General features: G+C 60.7%; 13 protein-coding genes, 1 tRNA gene and 2 pseudogenes. 14 read left to right on the top strand and 2 right to left on the bottom strand.

Annotation, left to right across the window (positions count from 1 at the left end; translation table 11 throughout):
• Window position 1 precedes the first annotated feature (1 nt).
• The 10 genes from ACSSVH_RS15050 (at window position 2) to ACSSVH_RS15005 (ending at window position 11,928) form a co-directional block, all read left to right on the top strand.
• Window positions 2-823 (top strand): HpcH/HpaI aldolase/citrate lyase family protein, encoded by an 822-nt coding sequence (locus ACSSVH_RS15050; protein WP_169957077.1) that lies wholly within the window; start codon window positions 2-4, stop codon window positions 821-823.
• Between the two features lie 123 nt (window positions 824-946).
• Window positions 947-1,930, top strand: coding sequence for a TRAP transporter substrate-binding protein (locus tag ACSSVH_RS15045; RefSeq protein ID WP_169899204.1), 984 nt, complete (start codon window positions 947-949; stop codon window positions 1,928-1,930).
• A gap of 145 nt (window positions 1,931-2,075) precedes the next feature.
• The gene (locus ACSSVH_RS15040; RefSeq protein WP_169957076.1) at window positions 2,076-2,708 is read left to right on the top strand and encodes a TRAP transporter small permease; all 633 of its coding nucleotides are present in this window, start codon (window positions 2,076-2,078) and stop codon (window positions 2,706-2,708) included.
• Entirely contained in the window at window positions 2,708-3,988 is a 1,281-nt protein-coding gene (gene dctM / locus ACSSVH_RS15035; RefSeq protein ID WP_099169959.1) for a C4-dicarboxylate TRAP transporter large permease protein DctM, read from the top strand. Before ACSSVH_RS15040 ends, dctM begins: the two co-directional genes overlap by 1 nt.
• A 110-nt stretch (window positions 3,989-4,098) precedes the next feature.
• On the top strand, window positions 4,099-6,279 hold the full coding sequence (nosR, locus tag ACSSVH_RS15030; protein ID WP_492633395.1) for a transcriptional regulator NosR: 2,181 nt from the start codon (window positions 4,099-4,101) through the stop codon (window positions 6,277-6,279).
• 38 nt (window positions 6,280-6,317) lie between these two features.
• Window positions 6,318-8,240 (top strand): TAT-dependent nitrous-oxide reductase, encoded by a 1,923-nt coding sequence (gene nosZ, locus ACSSVH_RS15025; RefSeq protein WP_169957073.1) that lies wholly within the window; start codon window positions 6,318-6,320, stop codon window positions 8,238-8,240.
• 172 nt (window positions 8,241-8,412) lie between these two features.
• On the top strand, window positions 8,413-9,660 hold the full coding sequence (locus tag ACSSVH_RS15020; protein WP_492634718.1) for a nitrous oxide reductase family maturation protein NosD: 1,248 nt from the start codon (window positions 8,413-8,415) through the stop codon (window positions 9,658-9,660).
• Window positions 9,660-10,571 (top strand): ABC transporter ATP-binding protein, encoded by a 912-nt coding sequence (locus tag ACSSVH_RS15015; protein ID WP_492634717.1) that lies wholly within the window; start codon window positions 9,660-9,662, stop codon window positions 10,569-10,571. Before ACSSVH_RS15020 ends, ACSSVH_RS15015 begins: the two co-directional genes overlap by 1 nt.
• Window positions 10,568-11,398 (top strand): ABC transporter permease, encoded by an 831-nt coding sequence (locus ACSSVH_RS15010; protein ID WP_432754305.1) that lies wholly within the window; start codon window positions 10,568-10,570, stop codon window positions 11,396-11,398. The genes ACSSVH_RS15015 and ACSSVH_RS15010 overlap by 4 nt, the downstream gene beginning before the upstream one ends.
• A 26-nt stretch (window positions 11,399-11,424) precedes the next feature.
• The gene (locus tag ACSSVH_RS15005) at window positions 11,425-11,928 is read left to right on the top strand and encodes a nitrous oxide reductase accessory protein NosL (protein WP_169957071.1); all 504 of its coding nucleotides are present in this window, start codon (window positions 11,425-11,427) and stop codon (window positions 11,926-11,928) included.
• Window positions 11,929-12,034: 106 nt separating this feature from the next.
• Here ACSSVH_RS15005 and ACSSVH_RS15000 read toward each other — a convergent pair whose 3' ends face one another.
• The gene (locus ACSSVH_RS15000; RefSeq protein WP_169957070.1) at window positions 12,035-13,321 is read right to left on the bottom strand and encodes an MFS transporter; all 1,287 of its coding nucleotides are present in this window, start codon (window positions 13,319-13,321) and stop codon (window positions 12,035-12,037) included.
• 144 nt (window positions 13,322-13,465) lie between these two features.
• Between ACSSVH_RS15000 and ggt the strand changes: the two genes are divergently transcribed.
• Window positions 13,466-15,190: a gamma-glutamyltransferase gene (ggt, locus tag ACSSVH_RS14995; protein WP_432754302.1), complete on the top strand. Its 1,725-nt coding sequence runs from the start codon at window positions 13,466-13,468 to the stop codon at window positions 15,188-15,190.
• A 239-nt stretch (window positions 15,191-15,429) separates the two neighbouring features.
• A tRNA-Cys gene (locus tag ACSSVH_RS14990) sits at window positions 15,430-15,503 on the top strand.
• Window positions 15,504-15,770: 267 nt separating this feature from the next.
• Here ACSSVH_RS14990 and ACSSVH_RS14985 read toward each other — a convergent pair.
• Window positions 15,771-15,863 (bottom strand): annotated as a pseudogene (locus ACSSVH_RS14985) (VOC family protein); the annotation flags it as partial.
• Between the two features lie 311 nt (window positions 15,864-16,174).
• On the opposite strand from ACSSVH_RS14985, the gene ACSSVH_RS14980 reads away from it, so the two are divergent.
• Window positions 16,175-17,077, top strand: a complete 903-nt coding sequence (locus ACSSVH_RS14980; protein ID WP_170057135.1) for a hypothetical protein — start codon at window positions 16,175-16,177, stop codon at window positions 17,075-17,077.
• A gap of 91 nt (window positions 17,078-17,168) precedes the next feature.
• Window positions 17,169-17,888 (top strand): annotated as a pseudogene (locus tag ACSSVH_RS14975) (PAS domain-containing protein); the annotation flags it as partial.
• Between the last annotated feature and the right edge of the window lie 136 nt (window positions 17,889-18,024).

The raw sequence follows: 18,024 nt of genomic DNA, 5'->3' as shown, positions 1-18,024 counted from the left end.
GATGCCTTTGATTCGTTCTGCCTTGTTCGTGCCGGGCAGCCGCCCGGAGCGCTTTGCCAAAGCACTGGCCAGTGGTGCCGATGCGGTGATCGTGGATTTTGAAGACGCGGTGGAAGAACCGCTCAAGCGCCAGGCCCGGGACAACCTCGGCGGGTTTTTAACGGTCAACCCCGATGCCTGTGTGTGGGTGCGCATCAATGCCCCAGAACACGCCGAGCACTTTGCCGATGTGGCGTTCTGCAAAGCCCACGGCAACGTGGCCGGGGTGTTGCTGCCCAAGGTGGAAAGTGCCGCCCAGGTGGCGGTGGTCGCCGCAGCCGGCAAAGTCATCTGGCCGATTATCGAAAGTGCACGAGGCCTGCTGGCGGTGGCCGAAATCGCCCATGCGCCGCAAGTGCAGCGCCTGTCGTTCGGTGGCCTGGACCTGGCGCTGGACCTGAACCTGAGCAGCCACTCGGCGGCGGCGAATTTCGCCCTGGATCAGGCGCGCCTGGCGCTGATCGTGCATTCGCGCGCCGCCGGCCTGGTGGCACCGCTGGACGGTGTACACCCGGCGATCGACGACCCGGAGGGCCTGCGCCACTCGATCCGGCATGCCTATGAAATGGGCTTTGCCGGGGCCCTGTGTATCCATCCCAAGCAGGTGCCGGTGATCCATGAGGCCCTGGCGCCGAGTGCGGCGGACCTGGCCTGGGCGCAACGGGTGGTGGAGGCCGGTGCCCATGGGGCAGGGGCCTACCAGATTGATGGGCAGATGGTGGATGCGCCGGTGTTGCTGCGGGCCCAAAGGCTGCTGGCAGCACAGAACTCCCACGCGGGATAGGCATTGCTCCCCAGGTTGGTGTTCGGCTTGGCCGAACGCAGTGTTTAAAAATTTCAAATTCACTACACGCATCACATCAGGCACCTTGCCTGACACCACCACAACAATAAAAAGGTGATACCCATGCTCAAGCTTTCTCGGGCGCTGTTGTGCGCCGCCACGTTGTTTGCCGCAGGCCTGGCCCAGGCGGCTGATCCGATCATCATCAAGTTCGCCCACGTGGTAGCGGAAAACACCCCCAAAGGCCAGGGCGCGCTGCTGTTCAAGAAACTTGCCGAAGAGCGTCTGGCGGGCAAGGTCAAGGTCGAGGTGTACCCCAACTCGTCGCTGTTTGGCGACGGCAAGGAGATGGAAGCGCTGCTGCTGGGCGATGTGCAGATGCTGGCGCCGTCCCTGGCCAAGTTCGAGCAGTACACCAAGCAGGTGCAGATCTACGACCTGCCGTTTTTGTTCAACGACTTGGCCGCCGTCGACCGTTTCCAGGCCGCTGAAGGCAAGCAACTGCTGACGTCGATGCAGGACAAGAACATCCTCGGCCTGGCCTATTGGCACAATGGCCTCAAGCAACTGTCGGCCAACAAGGCCCTGCACGAGCCCAAGGATGCCCGGGGCCTGAAGTTCCGCGTGCAGGCCTCCAGTGTGCTGGAGGAGCAGTTCAAGGCGATCCGTGCCAACCCGCGCAAGATGAGTTTTGCCGAGGTCTACCAAGGCTTGCAGACCGGCACTGTCAACGGCACCGAAAACACCTGGTCGAACTATGAAAGCCAGAAGGTCAACGAGGTGCAGAAGTACTTCACCGAGTCCAACCACGGCCTGATCGACTACATGGTGATCACCAACGCCAAGTTCTGGAACGGCCTGGCGCCGGACATCCGCAGCAGCCTGGAACAGATCATGGTCGAAGTCACCGTCGAGGTGAACAAGCAGGCCGAAGCGCTGAACCAGTCGGCCAAGCAGAAGATTATCGACGCCAAGACCAGCGAAATCATCGAGCTGACCCCCGAGCAACGCCAGCTATGGCGCGAAGCCATGCGTCCGGTGTGGCAGAAGTTCGAGGGGCCGATTGGCGCTGACCTGATCAAGGCCGCAGACGCGTCCAACCACTGATCGCCTGCGCGACCCCGACCCAATGTGGGAGCGGGCTTGCCCGCGATGGCGGCGTCTGAGCCAGCCGAGAGGCCGTTGATGCCCCATCGCGGGCAAGCCCGCTCCCACATGTTGCGACCCCTTTCCCTGTAAGCGAGGTTTTGCCATGCAATCCCTAAGGCGCGTCTGGGAGCACCTGGAGGAAGGTTTTATCGCCTTCCTGCTGGCCGCCATGACCCTGGTGACGTTTGTCTACGTCATGCTCAACAACATCTACACCCTGTTTTTTGCCCTGGCCGACAAATGGGCCTGGAGCAGCAGTTTTTTCAACGCCCTGGGCGACGGCACCATGACCTGGGCCCAGGACATGACCTGGAGCGTCGCGCTGACCAAGGCGATGTTCGGCTGGCTGATTTTCTTCGGGATTTCCTATGGCGTGCGCACCGCCGGCCACCTGGGGGTCGATGCCCTGGTGCGCCTGACGCCACGCCGGGTCCAGCGCCTGCTGGGAATGCTCGCGTGCCTGTGCTGCCTGGCCTACGCCGGGTTGTTCATGGTGGCCAGCTACAAGTGGGTGAGTGCCGTGCTGGCGGCCGGGATCGGGGCCGAGGACCTCGATCATTTCGGCCTGGAAGTGGGGCATATCGCGCTGATCGTGCCGATCGGCTTTGCCCTGGTGTTGATCCGCTACCTGGAAATTTTCTACCGCCTGTTTACCCACCGTCAGGTCGGGTTGGGGCTGGCCGACGAAGCCGGTGAAGCCAGCAAGTTGGCCGGTAGCCATGAGGAGCGTGACTGATGGCCGTTCTCTGTCTGTTTTTACTGCTGTTGGTGTTCATGTTTCTCGGCGTGCCCATCGCGATTTCCCTGGGGTTGTCGGGGGCGATGTCGATCCTGATGTTCAGCCAGGACTCGTTAAGCTCCCTGGCGATCAAGCTGTTTGAAACCAGCGATGCCTACACCTTCCTGGCGATTCCGTTCTTCCTGCTGTCGGGGGCGTTCATGACCACCGGCGGCGTGGCGCAACGCTTGATCGATTTTGCCAACGCCTGTGTCGGCCATATCCGTGGCGGCCTGGCGATTGCGGCGGTGCTGGCGTGCATGCTGTTCGCCGCGCTGTCCGGTTCATCGCCGGCGACGGTGGCGGCGGTGGGGTCGATTGCCGTGGCCGGTATGGTGCGTTCCGGTTACCCCAAGGAGTTTGGTGCCGGGATCATCTGCAATGCCGGGACCCTGGGCATCCTGATTCCGCCTTCCATCGTGATGGTGGTGTATTCGGCGGCGACGGAAACCTCGGTGGGCAAGTTGTTTATGGCGGGGGTGATCCCCGGCTTGCTGCTGGGCCTGATGCTGATGATCGCGATCTACATCGTGGCGCGTATCAAGAAGCTGCCGGCACAACCCCGGGCGACCTTTGCCCAGTGGCTGGGCTGTGCCCGTCGCGCGTTCTGGGGCCTGTTGCTGCTGGTGATCATCCTCGGCGGTATCTACAGCGGCATGTTCACCCCCACTGAAGCTGCAGCGGTGGCGGCGGTGTACTCGGCGTTTGTCGCGCTGTTTGTGTACAAGGACATGCGCTTGAGGGATTGCCCCAAGGTGCTGCTGGAGTCTGGGCGCCTGTCGATCATGCTGATGTTCATCATCGCCAACGCCATGCTGTTTGCCCATGTGCTGACCACCGAACAGATCCCGCAGGAAATCACGGCCTGGGTCATCTCCGAAGGGCTGACGCCGATCGGTTTCCTGCTGATGGTCAACGTGGTGCTGTTGATCGCCGGCAGCTTTATGGAGCCCTCGGCCATTGTGCTGATCCTGGCGCCGATCTTCTTCCCGATTGCGATGAAGCTGGGCATCGACCCGATTCACCTGGGGATTGTGATGGTGGTGAACATGGAGATCGGCCTGGTGCATCCGCCCGTTGGGCTGAACCTGTTCGTGACCTCGGCGGTGACCGGCCTGACCCTGGGCCAGACGATCCGCGCAGCGATGCCATGGCTGATGATCCTCCTGGCGTTCCTGGTCCTGGTGACGTACGTGCCGTTTATCTCACTGGCGCTGCCGCAGTGGTTGGGCATGTAGCCAGCGCCCAAACGCCGCACCACCCCCAGACTTGATTTCAATCAAGGGCTCACTGGCCACGTGCCACCTACCATCGGCTGCATATCCCGGCCGTTGAAGTCAGTGAGCCCATGAACCGCCCCAAGCCCTCGACCCTCGCTACCCTGGCTGCAAGTCCCGTTACCTGGCTGGTTGTCCTGGTGCTGCTGTTCAGCCTGGCCGGCCCGGCCCAGGCCAAGTCCTACGGCGCGATTGAACAGCAGCGCATCGACAAGATTTTCCCGCAGGCCGACGCCATTTCCGCCGCCCAAGGCCCGTTCAAGGTGCGCACGCTGTCGGCCAAAGGCGCGGTCATCGGCTATGTGTTCCAGAGCCTGGACGTGGTGGACATCCCGGCGTACTCCGGCAAACCGATCAACACCCAGGTGATTCTCGACCCGGCCGGGGTGATCCGTGATGCCTATGTGCTGGAGCACCACGAGCCGATTCTGTTGATCGGCATTCCCGAGGCCAAGCTGCATGACTTCACCGCCCGCTACAGCGGGATCAACGTCAAGCAGCGGGTGGTGGTGGGGCATTCCAGTGACAGCCAGGCGGTGACCGTGGATGCGGTGGCCGGTGCCACGGTCACGGCGATGGTGGTCAATGAGGTGATCATGCGCGCCGCCCACGAAGTGGCGGTGTCGCTCAAGCTGATCGAGGACAAGGCCAGCACCGCGCAGAAAGTCGCGCTGGTGCGCGCTGACCTGTTCGAGCCGGCCAACTGGGCGCAGTTGACCGGCAATGGCGCGGTGCGCCGCTTGCACCTGACGCGCGGCCAGGTGGATGCCGCCTTCAAGGGCACCGAGGCCGAAGGCGTGGACGTGGCGGGGGCGGGGCAGGTCGACGAGACGTTTATCGACTTGTATGTGGCCGATCTCAACGCGCCGACCATCGGCCGCAACCTGTTGGGTGACGCGCAGTACCGGGTGTTGATGCAGGGCCTCAAGCCTGGCGAGCAGGCCATCGCGGTGCTGGGACGCGGGATTTTTTCGTTCAAGGGCTCGGGCTATGTGCGCGGCGGGATTTTTGATCGGGTGCAGTTGCGCCAGTTCGGCAATGTCATCAGCTTCCGCGATATGGACCACCAGCGCCTGTACGACGTGTTCGCCGAGGGCATGCCCGAGTTCGATGAAATGTCGGTGTTTATCGTGCGCCCCCAGGCTGCGTTCGATCCAGGCTCAGCGTGGACCCTGGAGCTGCTGGTACGGCGCCAGACCGGCCCGGTCAGTGGCACCTTCAGCAGTTTTGAATTGCCCTACCAGATGCCCGAGGCGTATCTGGAGCGCCCGTTGCCCACCGCCGCCGAACAGGCCGCCATCGACGAAGCCAACCGGCCGATGTGGCTGACGATCTGGTACCAGAAACACGTGCAGATCCTGATCCTGGGCGCCGCCCTGGTGCTGCTGACGGTGATTCTGTTTTTGCAGGACAGCCTGGCCCGGCGCCCGCGTCTGCTGCACTGGGTGCGCCGTGGCTACCTGCTGTTTACCGTGGTGTTTATCGGCTGGTACGCCCTGGGGCAACTGTCGGTGGTCAATGTGCTGACCTTTGTGCATGCCCTGTTCCAGCAGTTCCGCTGGGAGCTGTTCCTCACCGACCCGCTGATCTTCATGCTCTGGGTATTCACCGCCGCCAGCATCCTGCTGTGGGGCCGGGGGGTGTTCTGTGGCTGGTTGTGCCCGTTCGGGGCGCTGCAGGAGTTGCTCAACGAGGCGGCGCGCAAGCTCAAGGTGCGCCAGTTCGAGTTGCCGTTTGCCGTGCATGAGCGGCTGTGGGCGATCAAGTATTTGATCCTACTGGGGCTGTTTGGCCTGTCCCTGGAGTCGATGGCCACCGCCGAGCGGTTTGCCGAAGTGGAACCGTTCAAGACCGCCATCACCCTGCATTTCGACCGCCAGTGGTGGTTCGTGCTGTACGCCGTGGCGCTGCTGGTGATCAACCTGTTCACGCGCAAAGTCTACTGCCGCTACCTCTGCCCACTGGGCGCGGCGCTGGCGATCCCCAGCAAATTCAGGCTGTTCGACTGGCTCAAACGGCGCAAGGAGTGTGGCGATCCGTGCCAGTTGTGTGCCAGGGAATGCGAGATCCAGGCGATCCACCCCGACGGCCATATCAACGCCAATGAATGCCACTACTGCCTCGATTGCCAGATGACCTGGCACAACGACCACAAATGCCCGCCCCTGATCAACAAGCGCAAGAAACGCAACAAGGCCGCACCCACCCCTGGGCAATTGATCCCGGTGGTGCAGGTGGCGGTGCCTGAATGACGGCCTTGGGCACCCACTTTTCATATCTGGAGCACATCATGAACGACAGCGAATCGAACAAGACCGGGACCACCCCGGAACCCGAAGGCATGAGCCGGCGTGGTTTCCTTGGCACTGGCGCCGTCACCGGCGCGGTGCTGGCAGGGGCCTCGGCCCTCGGCGGTACGGTGTTTACCCGCGAGTCCTTTGCGGCGGCGGCCAAGGAAGCCAAGTCGAAAATCCATGTGGGCCCAGGGGAGCTGGATCAGTACTACGGGTTCTGGAGCGGCGGCCACCAGGGCGAAGTGCGGGTGTTGGGCGTGCCGTCAATGCGCGAGCTGATGCGCATCCCGGTGTTTAACGTCGATTCGGCTACCGGCTGGGGCCTGACCAACGAGAGCAAGCGCATCCTGGGGGAGGGCGCCAAGTACCAGAACGGCGATTGCCATCACCCGCACTTGTCCACCACCGATGGCCGCTACGACGGCAAATACCTGTTTATCAACGACAAGGCCAACACTCGCGTGGCGCGGATCCGCCTGGACATCATGAAGTGCGACAAGATCGTCACCGTGCCCAACGCCCAGGCGATCCACGGCCTGCGCCTGCAAAAGGTGCCGTACACCAAGTACGTGTTCTGCAACGCCGAGTTCATCATCCCGCACCCCAATGACGGCCACACCTTCGACCTGCAGGACAAGAACAGCTTCACCCTGTTCAACGCCATCGACGCCGAGAAGATGGAAATGGCCTTCCAGGTCATCGTCGACGGCAACCTCGACAACGCCGACATGGACTACACCGGCAAATACGCGGCGGCCACCTGCTACAACTCGGAAAAGGCCTCCGACCTGGGCGGCATGATGCGCAACGAGCGCGACTGGGTGGTGGTGTTCAACATCCCGCGCATCGAGGCAGCGATCAAGGCCGGCAAGTTCATCAACCTCGACGGGGTCAAGGTGCCGGTGGTGGACGGGCGCAAGGGCGACGACGGCAAGGACAGCGAATTCACCCGCTATATCCCGGTGCCGAAGAACCCCCACGGCTGCAACACCTCGCCGGACGGCAAGTACTTTATCGCCAACGGCAAGCTGTCGCCGACCTGCACCATCATTGCCATCGACAAGCTCGACGACCTGTTCAGCGACAAGATCAAAGACCCGCGCGGCGTGGTAGTCGGCGAGCCGGAACTGGGCCTGGGCCCGCTGCACACCACCTACGATGGCCGGGGTTTTGCCTACACCACGCTGTTTATCGACAGCCAGGTGGTCAAGTGGAACATCGCCGAAGCCATCCGCGCCTACGGCGGTGAGAAGGTCAACTACATCAAGCAGAAGCTCGATGTGCACTACCAGCCTGGCCACAACCACGCCTCGCTCACCGAAACCCGGGATGCCGACGGCCAATGGCTGGTGGTACTGAGCAAGTTCTCCAAGGACCGCTTCCTGCCCACCGGCCCGTTGCACCCGGAAAACGACCAGTTGATCGATATCTCCGGCGATGAAATGAAACTGGTCCACGACGGCCCGACCTTCGCCGAACCCCACGACTGCGTGATGGCGCGGCGCGACCAGATCAAGACCAAGAAAATCTGGGAGCGCAACGACCCGTTCTTTGCCGAAACCGTGGCCATTGCGGCCAAGGACGGGATCAAGCTGGAGACCGATAACAAGGTGATCCGCGACGGCAAGAAAGTGCGGGTGTACATGACCTCCATGGCGCCGACCTACGGCCTGACGGAATTTACCGTCAAGCACGGCGATGAGGTCACCGTGACCATCACCAACATCGACCAGATCGAGGACGTGACCCATGGCTTTGTCATGACCAACCATGGCGTGAGCATGGAAATCAGCCCGCAGCAAACTTCTTCCATCACCTTCATCGCCGACAAACCGGGGCTGCATTGGTACTACTGCAGCTGGTTCTGCCATGCGCTGCATATGGAGATGGTGGGGCGGATGCTGGTGGAGCGCACTTAACGGCGAGCACCCAATAAATGTAGGAGCTGGCTTGCCTGCGATAGCGGTGCATCAGAAAACTGTCGGTTGCCTGACACACCGCTATCGCAGGCAAGCCAGCTCCCACATGGGATCTGTTTTGATCAAAAAGGAATACTCCGTGGCTCGACCCCGCACGTTATGGACCGGGTGTGTGTGGCTGCTATTTTCGGCCACCGCCAGTGCCGCTGTACTGCCCATCACCGACCTGCCGTTGGTAGCCGCAGGCCCGCACCACTGGCAATTGCCCGCCGGTGACTACCAGGGCTCCTTCAGCATCGACCAGCCCTTGCAACTGACTTGCGAACCCGGTGCGGTGATCCACAGCCAGGGCCAGGGCAATGGTCTGTTGATCAACGCTGCCGACGTCACCGTCGAGGGCTGCACCTTCCTCGACTGGGGCCATGACCTCACCGCGATGAACGCGGCCATTTTCATCCAGCCCAAGGCCCACGGCGCCTTGATCAAGAACAACCGCCTGCGCGGCCAGGGGTTTGGCGTGTGGGTCGATGGCACGGCGGATGTGAGCGTGATCGACAACCAGATCCAGGGCGACCCGGCCATGCGTTCCCAGGACCGGGGCAATGGCATCCATTTGTACGCGGTCAAGGGCGCGCGGGTGATCGGCAACCTGGTGCGCGATGCCCGCGATGGCATCTACATCGACACCTCCAACGGCAACCTGCTGCAAGGCAACACCCTGGAAGACCTGCGCTACGGCATCCACTACATGTTCGCCAACGACAACCAGGTGCTCGGCAACATCACCCGCCGCACCCGCACCGGCTATGCGCTGATGCAAAGCCGCAAGCTGACGGTGATCGGCAATCGCTCCGAGCAGGACCAGAACTACGGGATCCTGATGAACTACATCACCTATTCCACCCTGCGCGACAACGTGGTCAACGACGTGCGCGACGGCACCACCGGCGACACCATGATCACCGGGGCCGAAGGCAAGGCGCTGTTTATCTACAACTCGCTGTTCAACAGCATCGAACACAACCACTTTGGGCGCAGCGCGGTGGGCATTCACCTCACGGCCGGCTCCGAAGACAACCGGATTGCCAACAATGCCTTTGTCGGCAACCAGCGCCAGGTCAAGTACGTGGCCACCCGCTTGCAGGAATGGTCGGCAGATGGCCGCGGCAATTACTGGAGCGACTACCTGGGCTGGGACCGCAATAACGACGGCCTGGGGGATGTGGCCTACGAGCCCAACGATAACGTCGACCGCCTGCTGTGGTTGTATCCCCAGGTGCGCCTGCTGATGAACAGCCCCGGCATCGAGTTGCTGCGCTGGGTGCAACGGGCGTTTCCGGTGATCAAGTCGCCGGGGGTGATGGACAGCCATCCGCTGATGAAAGACCCCACGCTTTCCCTGCTCAAGGAGCCCGCATGATGCCTGTCGTCGAAATCGAAGGCGTGACCCAGCGTTATGGGCCCGCCACTGTGCTGCATGACTTGAGCCTGACCCTGGCGCCCGGGGAAGTGCTGGGCCTGTTCGGCCATAACGGCGCGGGCAAGACCACCAGCATGAAACTGATCCTCGGTTTACTGCAGGCAAGCAGCGGCCAGGTACGGGTGTTTGGCCGCGCGCCCAGTGATCCCCAGGTGCGCCGGATGCTCGGCTATCTGCCGGAAAACGTCACGTTCTACCCGCAACTCAGCGGCCTGGAGACCTTGCAGCATTTTGCCCGGCTCAAGAGCGCGCCGATGAGCCAGGTCTCGACGTTGCTGGAAGACGTCGGCCTGACAGCGGCGGCGCGACGGCGGGTCAAGACCTATTCCAAGGGCATGCGCCAGCGCCTCGGCCTGGCCCAGGCCCTGCTTGGCGAGCCGCGCCTGTTGCTGCTCGACGAACCCACCGTGGGCCTGGACCCGATCGCCACCCAGGATTTGTACTGCTTGCTCGACCGCCTGCGCGGGCAGGGCACCAGCATCATCCTCTGCTCCCATGTGCTGCCGGGCGTGGAGGCCCATATCAACCGTGCCGCGATCCTCACCCAGGGCCGCCTGCTGGCCCTCGGCACCCTGGCGGCCTTGCGCGAAGAAGCGGGGCTGCCGACCCTGATCCGCAGCAGCGGCCTGCAACGTGCGGCGCTCTTGCAAAAACGCTGGAGCGAGGCCGGCCACGTGACCCAGCGCTGGGGCGCGCAAGGGCTGCAAGTGGCGGCGTTCAATGGCAACAAGCTGGACCTGCTGCGCCAGTTGCTCGACCAGGATAGCCCCAGTGACGTGGAAATTGTCGTGCCGTCCCTGGAAGACCTGTACCGCCATTACATGGACAGCCCTGTGGAGCGTGCCCAATGACGCCGATCTGGAACATGGCCCGCAAAGAATTCAGCGATGGCCTGCGCAACCGTTGGTTATTGGCCATCAGCCTGTTGTTCGCGGTGCTGGCCATCGGTATTGGGTGGCTCGGTGCGGCGGCGTCCGGGCAACTGGGCTTTACCTCGATCCCGGCAACCATCGCCAGCCTGGCCAGCTTGGCGACCTTCCTGATGCCATTGATTGCGCTGTTGCTGGCCTATGACGCGATTGTCGGCGAGGACGAAAGCGGCACCTTGCTGCTGTTGCTCACCTATCCCCTGGGGCGCGGGCAGATCCTGCTCGGCAAGTTTGTCGGGCATGGGCTGATCCTGGCGCTGGCGACCTTTATCGGATTCGGCTGCGCCATGCTCGCCATCGCGCTGCTGGTGGATGACGTCGAATTCAGCCTGCTGCTCTGGGCCTTTGGCCGCTTCATGCTGACCTCGACCTTGCTCGGCTGGGGCTTTTTGGGGATGGCGTATGTGTTGAGCAGCGTCTCGGCGGAAAAGTCCACGGCGGCCGGGTTGGCCCTGGGGGTGTGGTTCTTTTTTGTGCTGGTCTTTGACCTGGCATTGCTGGCGCTGCTGGTGCTCAGCGAGGGGCAGTTCAGCCCGACGCTGCTGCCCTGGCTGTTGCTGTTCAACCCGGCGGATGTGTACCGGCTGATCAACCTGTCGGGCTTCGATGCCGGCCCCGCGTCGGTAGGCGTGATGGCCCTGGGCGGTGACTTGGCAGTGCCGGAGGCGGCGTTGTGGTTGTGCCTGGCGGCGTGGGTCGCCGGGCCGCTGGCCTGGGCCTATTGGCTGTTCGGGCGGCGCGCGGCATGAATTTTTTATCGGTGGAGTAGCTGAGCATGAAAATCGGATGGGTGTTGCTGTTGAGCCTGCTGTTGGTGGGGTGTGACAAACCAGTGGCGGCCGGGGCAGGTGATGGGCCGGTGGCGTTCCATCCGGCGGATGAGTGCCATGTGTGCGGCATGGTGATCAGCGAATTCCCGGGGCCCAAGGGCGAGGTGGTGGAGCAGGGCGCGGCGAAGAAGTTCTGCTCGACCGCAGAAATGCTCGGCTGGTGGTTGCAGCCGGAAAATCATCATGCCCAGTCAAAGCTGTATGTGCATGACATGGGGCGCAGCCATTGGAATACCCCGGACGATGCCCACCTGATCGACGCCAAGACCGCCTACTACGTGCTCGGCACCGGGCTCAAGGGCGCCATGGGCGTGGTGCTGGCCTCGTTTGCCGAGCAGGCGGTGGCGCAGAAAGTCGCGGCAGATACCGGCGGGCGGGTGCTGCGTTTCGAGGAGATAGACCTGGCACTGTTGCAGCAGCCGAGTGGCATGGCCCATAGCGGTCATTGAGCCTGCCTCCCCCCTGTGGGAGCGGGCTTGCCCGCGATGACGGCAGTTCAGTCAGCATTTCTGGCGGCTGACACACCGCTATCGCAGGCAAGCCAGCTCCCACAGCCTAGCGGTTGACCAATTTCGCCGGCAACGCAATCACCAGCAAACAACTGAGCAGCAGGCTGGCGGCAAAGAACCACATGGCCCCAGCGCTGCTGCCGGTGATATCTATCGCCAGGCCCATCAACGAGTTGCTGACCAGCCCGGCGATATTCGCCAGGGAGCACGCCAGGGCAAAACCGGTGGCCGCCGCAGTGCCGGTAAGGAAGGTCGCCGGCAGGCTGAAAAACACCGGCACCGCACCGAGGATCGCTGCCGAAGCCACGGCAAACAGGGCCACGGTGGCGATCACGTTATGGGTGAAGAACGTGCTGCTGGCCATGGCCGCGGCGCCCACCAAAAACGGCACGATAATGTGCCAGCGGCGTTCACGGTATTTGTCGGAACTGGCGCCGATCAGCAGCATGCCCGCCAGCGCGGCGACGCTGGGCAGGGCGGTGAGCAGGCCGATATGGAACGTGTCGCTGACCCCCGCGTTGCGGATCAGGGTCGGCATCCAGAAGCCCATGGCGTAGGCACTGAGCAGGATCGAAAAATCAATCCCGCCAAGCATCCACACCTTGAGGTTGAAGAACCCCTCGCGAAAGCGCCGTGGGCTTTGGCTGGCCTGGCTGTCATCGGCCTGCAACTGCTGTTGCAGCAGGGTCTTTTCGGCGGCTGACAACCATTTGGCCTGGTGATAGGTATTGGGCAGGGCCCAGAACGCCAATACCCCCAACAGCACGCTGGGCAGCGCTTCGAGCAGGAACAGCCATTGCCAGCCACGCAGGCCGCCCACCTGGTCGAAGTGGCCCATGATCCAGCCGGACAACGGCCCGCCAATCACACTGGACAGCGGCAGGCCGATCATGAACAGCGCAATCACCCGCCCCCGGCGATGGGTGGGGAACCAGGTGGTCAGGTAATACAACACCCCCGGCAGGAATCCCGCTTCGGCGACGCCGAGCAAAAACCGCAGCACATAGAACTGGGTGGTAGAGGTGACCAGCAACGTGCAGGCCGAGAGCAGGCCCCAGGTGATCATGATGCGCGCGATCCAGATCCGAGCGCCGACGCGCTCGAGGATCAGGTTGCTCGGCACTTCAAACAGGATATAGCCGACAAAAAACAGGCCGGCGCCCAGGCCGAACGCGGTTTCGCTGAACTGCAACTGGTCTTGCATCTGCAACTTGGCAAAACCGATGTTGATCCGGTCCAGGTAGGCCGCCAGGTAGCAGAAGCACAGGAACGGAATCAGCTTCCAGGTGATCTTGTGGTACAGCGCGTGGATTGGGTCGGCGACCGTGGGCATCGGTGTGTCTCATGGGCAATGAGGAGGGCGGGGCGAATATAGCATTCCGTCACCGACAAGCTCTGTCTGAAAAGCGCCACTTGGCTGGGGTTGCTGTGCGAAAGAAGCTACGTTTAACGCTTCTAATAAACAGAGTATCCACGGATGAACTACCAACCCTTTACCCGAACCTTGATCGCGACGGCCCTGGTCCTGACATTCAGCGGTGTGCAGGCGGCCTCCCAGGCCCCGGTGGCCGGTGAAAACGGCATGGTGGTGACGGCCCAGCATTTGGCGACCCACGTGGGTGTCGATGTGTTGAAGGCTGGCGGCAACGCCGTGGATGCGGCAGTGGCCGTGGGATACGCCCTGGCGGTGGTCTACCCGGCAGCGGGCAATCTCGGCGGCGGTGGTTTCATGACCGTGCAGCTGGCGGACGGGCGCAAGACCTTCCTCGACTTCCGCGAAAAAGCCCCCTTGGCGGCCACCGCCGACATGTACCTGGATAAAGACGGCAATGTCGTCCCTGGCCTCAGCGCCAAGGGCCACCTGGCGGTCGGCGTGCCCGGCACCGTCTCCGGCATGGAGCTGGCCCTGAGTAAATACGGGACCCTCAAGCGTGCCCAGGTGATCGCGCCGGCTATCAAGCTTGCAGAAAACGGCTTTGCCCTCGACCAGGGCGATATCGACATGCTGCACAGCGCCACCGAAGAATTCAAAAAAGACCAGGACCTGCGTGGCATCTTCCTCAATAAAGGCGAGCCGCTGCAGGTTGGGCAGAAACTGGTGCAAAAAGACCTCGCGCGCACCCTGCGGGAAATCTCCGCCAAGGGCGCCGATGGCTTCTACAAAGGCTGGGTGGCCAAGGCTATCGTCGACTCCAGCCAGGCCGGCAAGGGCATCATCGCCCAGGCCGACCTGGACAAATACCAGACCCGCGAGCTGGCGCCCATCGAGTGCGACTACCGTGGCTACCACGTGGTCTCGGCACCACCACCGAGCTCGGGCGGCCTGGTGATCTGCCAGATCATGAACATCCTCGAAGGCTACCCCATGGCCGAACTGGGCTACGGCTCGGCCCAGGGCACCCATTACCAGATCGAAGCCATGCGCCACGCCTACGTCGACCGCAACAGCTACCTGGGCGACCCGGACTTCGTGCAGAACCCCGTGGAGCATCTGCTGGACAAGAACTACGCGGCCAAACTGCGCGCCGCCATCGAACCGCAAAAGGCCGGCGACTCCATGGCCATCAAGCCCGGCGTTGCGCCCCATGAAGGCAGCAACACCACCCATTACTCCATCGTCGACAAATGGGGCAACGCGGTGTCGGTGACCTACACCCTCAACGACTGGTTCGGTGCCGGCGTCATGGCCAGCAAGACCGGGGTGATCCTCAACGACGAAATGGACGACTTCACCGTCAAGGTCGGCGTGCCAAACATGTACGGGCTGGTCCAGGGCGAAGCCAACGCCATCGCCCCGGGCAAGGCGCCCCTGTCGTCCATGAGCCCGACCATCGTGACCAAGGACGGCAAGGCCGTGATGGTCATCGGCACACCGGGGGGCAGCCGCATCATCACCGCCACCTTGCTCACCATCCTCAACGTCATCGACTACAAGATGAACATCCAGGAAGCCGTCAACGCTCCACGTTTCCACCAACAGTGGATGCCCGACACCACCAACCTCGAAACCTTCGCCTTGAGCCCCGACACCCAGAAAATCCTCGAAAGCTGGGGCCACAAATTCGCCGGCCCCCAAGACGCCAACCACCTGGCCGCGATCCTCGTCGGCGCCCCGTCCCTGGACGGCAAGCCCGTGGGCAACAACCGCTTCTACGGCGCCAACGACCCACGGCGCAATACCGGGCTGTCACTGGGCTACTAAGCATAGGCAGGGCAGGGGCGTGTTCTCCCAGACCGCCCCGGCTCTGCCCTACAGAAGAATATTTTTTGAAATCAAGGGGTTGCCAGCCCCGGCAAATGAGTACATAATTGCCGCCATTGAACGCGCTGAGACATAAAAAACTTCAATGTTTTCAATGAGATAGAGTAGAGGCAAGCTTCACATAGCCCACTCAAGTTTATATGCGGTGAATGTCAGTGGTTTTGGCATTGATCGTTTGAGGCCGAGTAGCAAAATGGTTATGCAGCGGATTGCAAATCCGCCTACGCCGGTTCGATTCCGACCTCGGCCTCCACTCTTGAAAGCCCCGTAGATCAATGGTCTACGGGGTTTTTTATTGCCTAAGATTTGACGATCACTTCCGCAATTTTTCGGATCGCTTCCGCAACCCTATCTTTTTACGGGAAATTTAAGACGCCGTTATCGGTATGGCTCTGCTCGATTGGGCGTGGGATTGTGCTCGAGACTCAGGAGCCTGAGCGTTCACTAACGGCCATTAGCGGACGTTGAACTGCGTCCGCTGAACCCAAAACCTGAACATCGGCTTGGCTCAGATTCAAATTCAGATTGAGTAAGTCGGCCTCTCACCCAACCGCGCTACCAACCTGACGAGACAACCGTCAGGATCCTGGCCGATGAATTCGCGCTGGCCTACTCCAAGATGGGTTAGATCCTACAACTATAGTTCGGTGGCACGAGGGGAACGTGGCGAGGATCATGATGCAAGAACGGGCGGGAATTATCGTGATGCGTTGTTGGCTGCAATTGGTCGAACGGATTCATGCACGCAGCGCGTCTTTAAGCCGGAGGGCATCGATCAGACACGCTTGCGGATGACCGGTAATCGAAGCGAGTCAGGTCATAAAACATTTTTGGGGTGAACCTGCCAGCGGTTCGAATACACATATACTGTGCGTATTGTGAATGGTAGCCGTTTGATATTACCGATTAAGGGTTGTGTACTCGATGAACAAGACTGATCTGCTTGAGAATTTGAAAGAGACCAGTTACGAAATGACCCGAGGCAATATAGACGAAGCTGTTCTCCTGCATTTCGATTTGGTTATGGAGAGCTATCGACAAAAGCCTTCATTCTATAAAAACCTGTTGAAATATGACCGGTTCATGGTAGCCCTGTCTTTGTTGAGCTTTAGTTATAAAGATGAGCAAGTTCCCTTATCCAAAGTGAAAGCATTTTGCCAAGAACGTGGCTATATGTCTCGCAACAGCCTGGACTCATATTGCTCGTTCTTATCTATCGCCGGATATCTGGATGTCCGGTTACATGTCCAGGACGGACGCCAACGTAGCTTCCGACCCACGGATAAAGCGCTGTGCAATACCGCGCAGCTAATCAAATCGTATCTACTGCCTTCGCAGATGATCTCTCCATACGACAGTTGGTTGTCGGGCATGGGGAAAAGTGCGGATCTATTGCGCGTTTTTTTTCGAGGTTTTGCCAGAATACTTGAAGGCGACTTCCTGCTCGACAAGCTTTTGCCTGAAGCGAAATGGATTCTCAACCGGGATGGCGGTCACCTGCCGATGCTCGCACTCTATGCTGATGCCTTGCGCAACGGCTCGTTAGAGACTGGCTACAAAGTATCCTCTTACGTTGAGCTTTCATCGCGTCTGGGCGTATCCAAAACACACATGCAGCGCATGATCAAGGAAGGCCAGTTACACGGCTATTTCAAATGCGATAAACGCTTGGTGGAGTTGAGCCCGGCCTTTCTCGAACTGATGCGGCGGGCCATGTCAATTTACTTCGCAGTTGCACGGGTCAGCATGGAACTGGGAGTTGATGAAAGCGAAGTGGAAAATAAGTCTGGCTGTATTTGCATTGTTAGTGGACGCTGGCCCCAATGAGTTCGTTTGTTATTTAACCTTCCCTCTCGGGATCGACTTAAACACTGAGCAATGTCTTTTTCTGTTGTAATTTTTTATACCGGAGTTCAGCGTGTTTAATCGCCAGATAAAGAATGCTCTTTTTGCCTGCCAAGAGGAACTGTCCCTGTCGCTCGGTACAGTTGCCAGTATCGAAGCGGTTTTTCTTTCAATACGTGTCGATGGTGCTGGTCGGATTATCTCGGCCAACCAGCGGTTTGCGCAAACGCTGGGATACTCGCTCGAACAGCTTTCAAATATGGCAATGAGTAACATCAACGCGGAGCCGCAGAATGATTTTGCACCCAGCCTGTACGCCATCCAACGGCAACGCTATCGTGCCTCCGACGGCCGGGCTGTGACACTCAATGTAGGTTGGATCGCTGCAGCGAACCGGACGTTTCAAGGCTACGGCATGGTTGCACCACCTCTGGCGCAAGACGAACAGGAGGTCATCGAAATGTTCAACGCACTGAACCGCTCGATGGCGATGATTCAGTTCAGTCTCGCGGGTGAGGTCATTTACGCCAACGAATCGTTCGTCCAGGCCATGGGTTATAGCCTTGCGGAGATACAGGGCAAGCATCACCGCCTGTTCTGCCTCGCGGAGGACGTGGCGTCGGCGCATTACGCCGAGTTCTGGAAGAGTCTGAACAAGGGCGTGTTTAACGCTGGTCGCTTTCGCCGGGTAGATAAAAGCGGAAAAGTGGTGTGGCTAGAGGCCACTTACAATCCCATCAGAGACGCTTCCGGTCGGGTTTATAAAATTGCCAAATTCGCCAGTGTAGTGACCGAGCAAGTTGAAAAAGCCGACCAAATCAAACAAGCAGCGACCATGGCTTACGAGGTGTCGCTAGATACCGATGTAAAAGCTAACCGAGGTATGGAATTGGTCGCCGACTCCGTACTTGGAACACAGAATATCGCCC

The sequence above is a fragment of the Pseudomonas sp. HC1(2025) genome (assembly GCF_058742075.1).
Note: the sequence above shows the minus strand (reverse complement) of the source record. Positions and strands in the feature narration are given on the sequence as shown.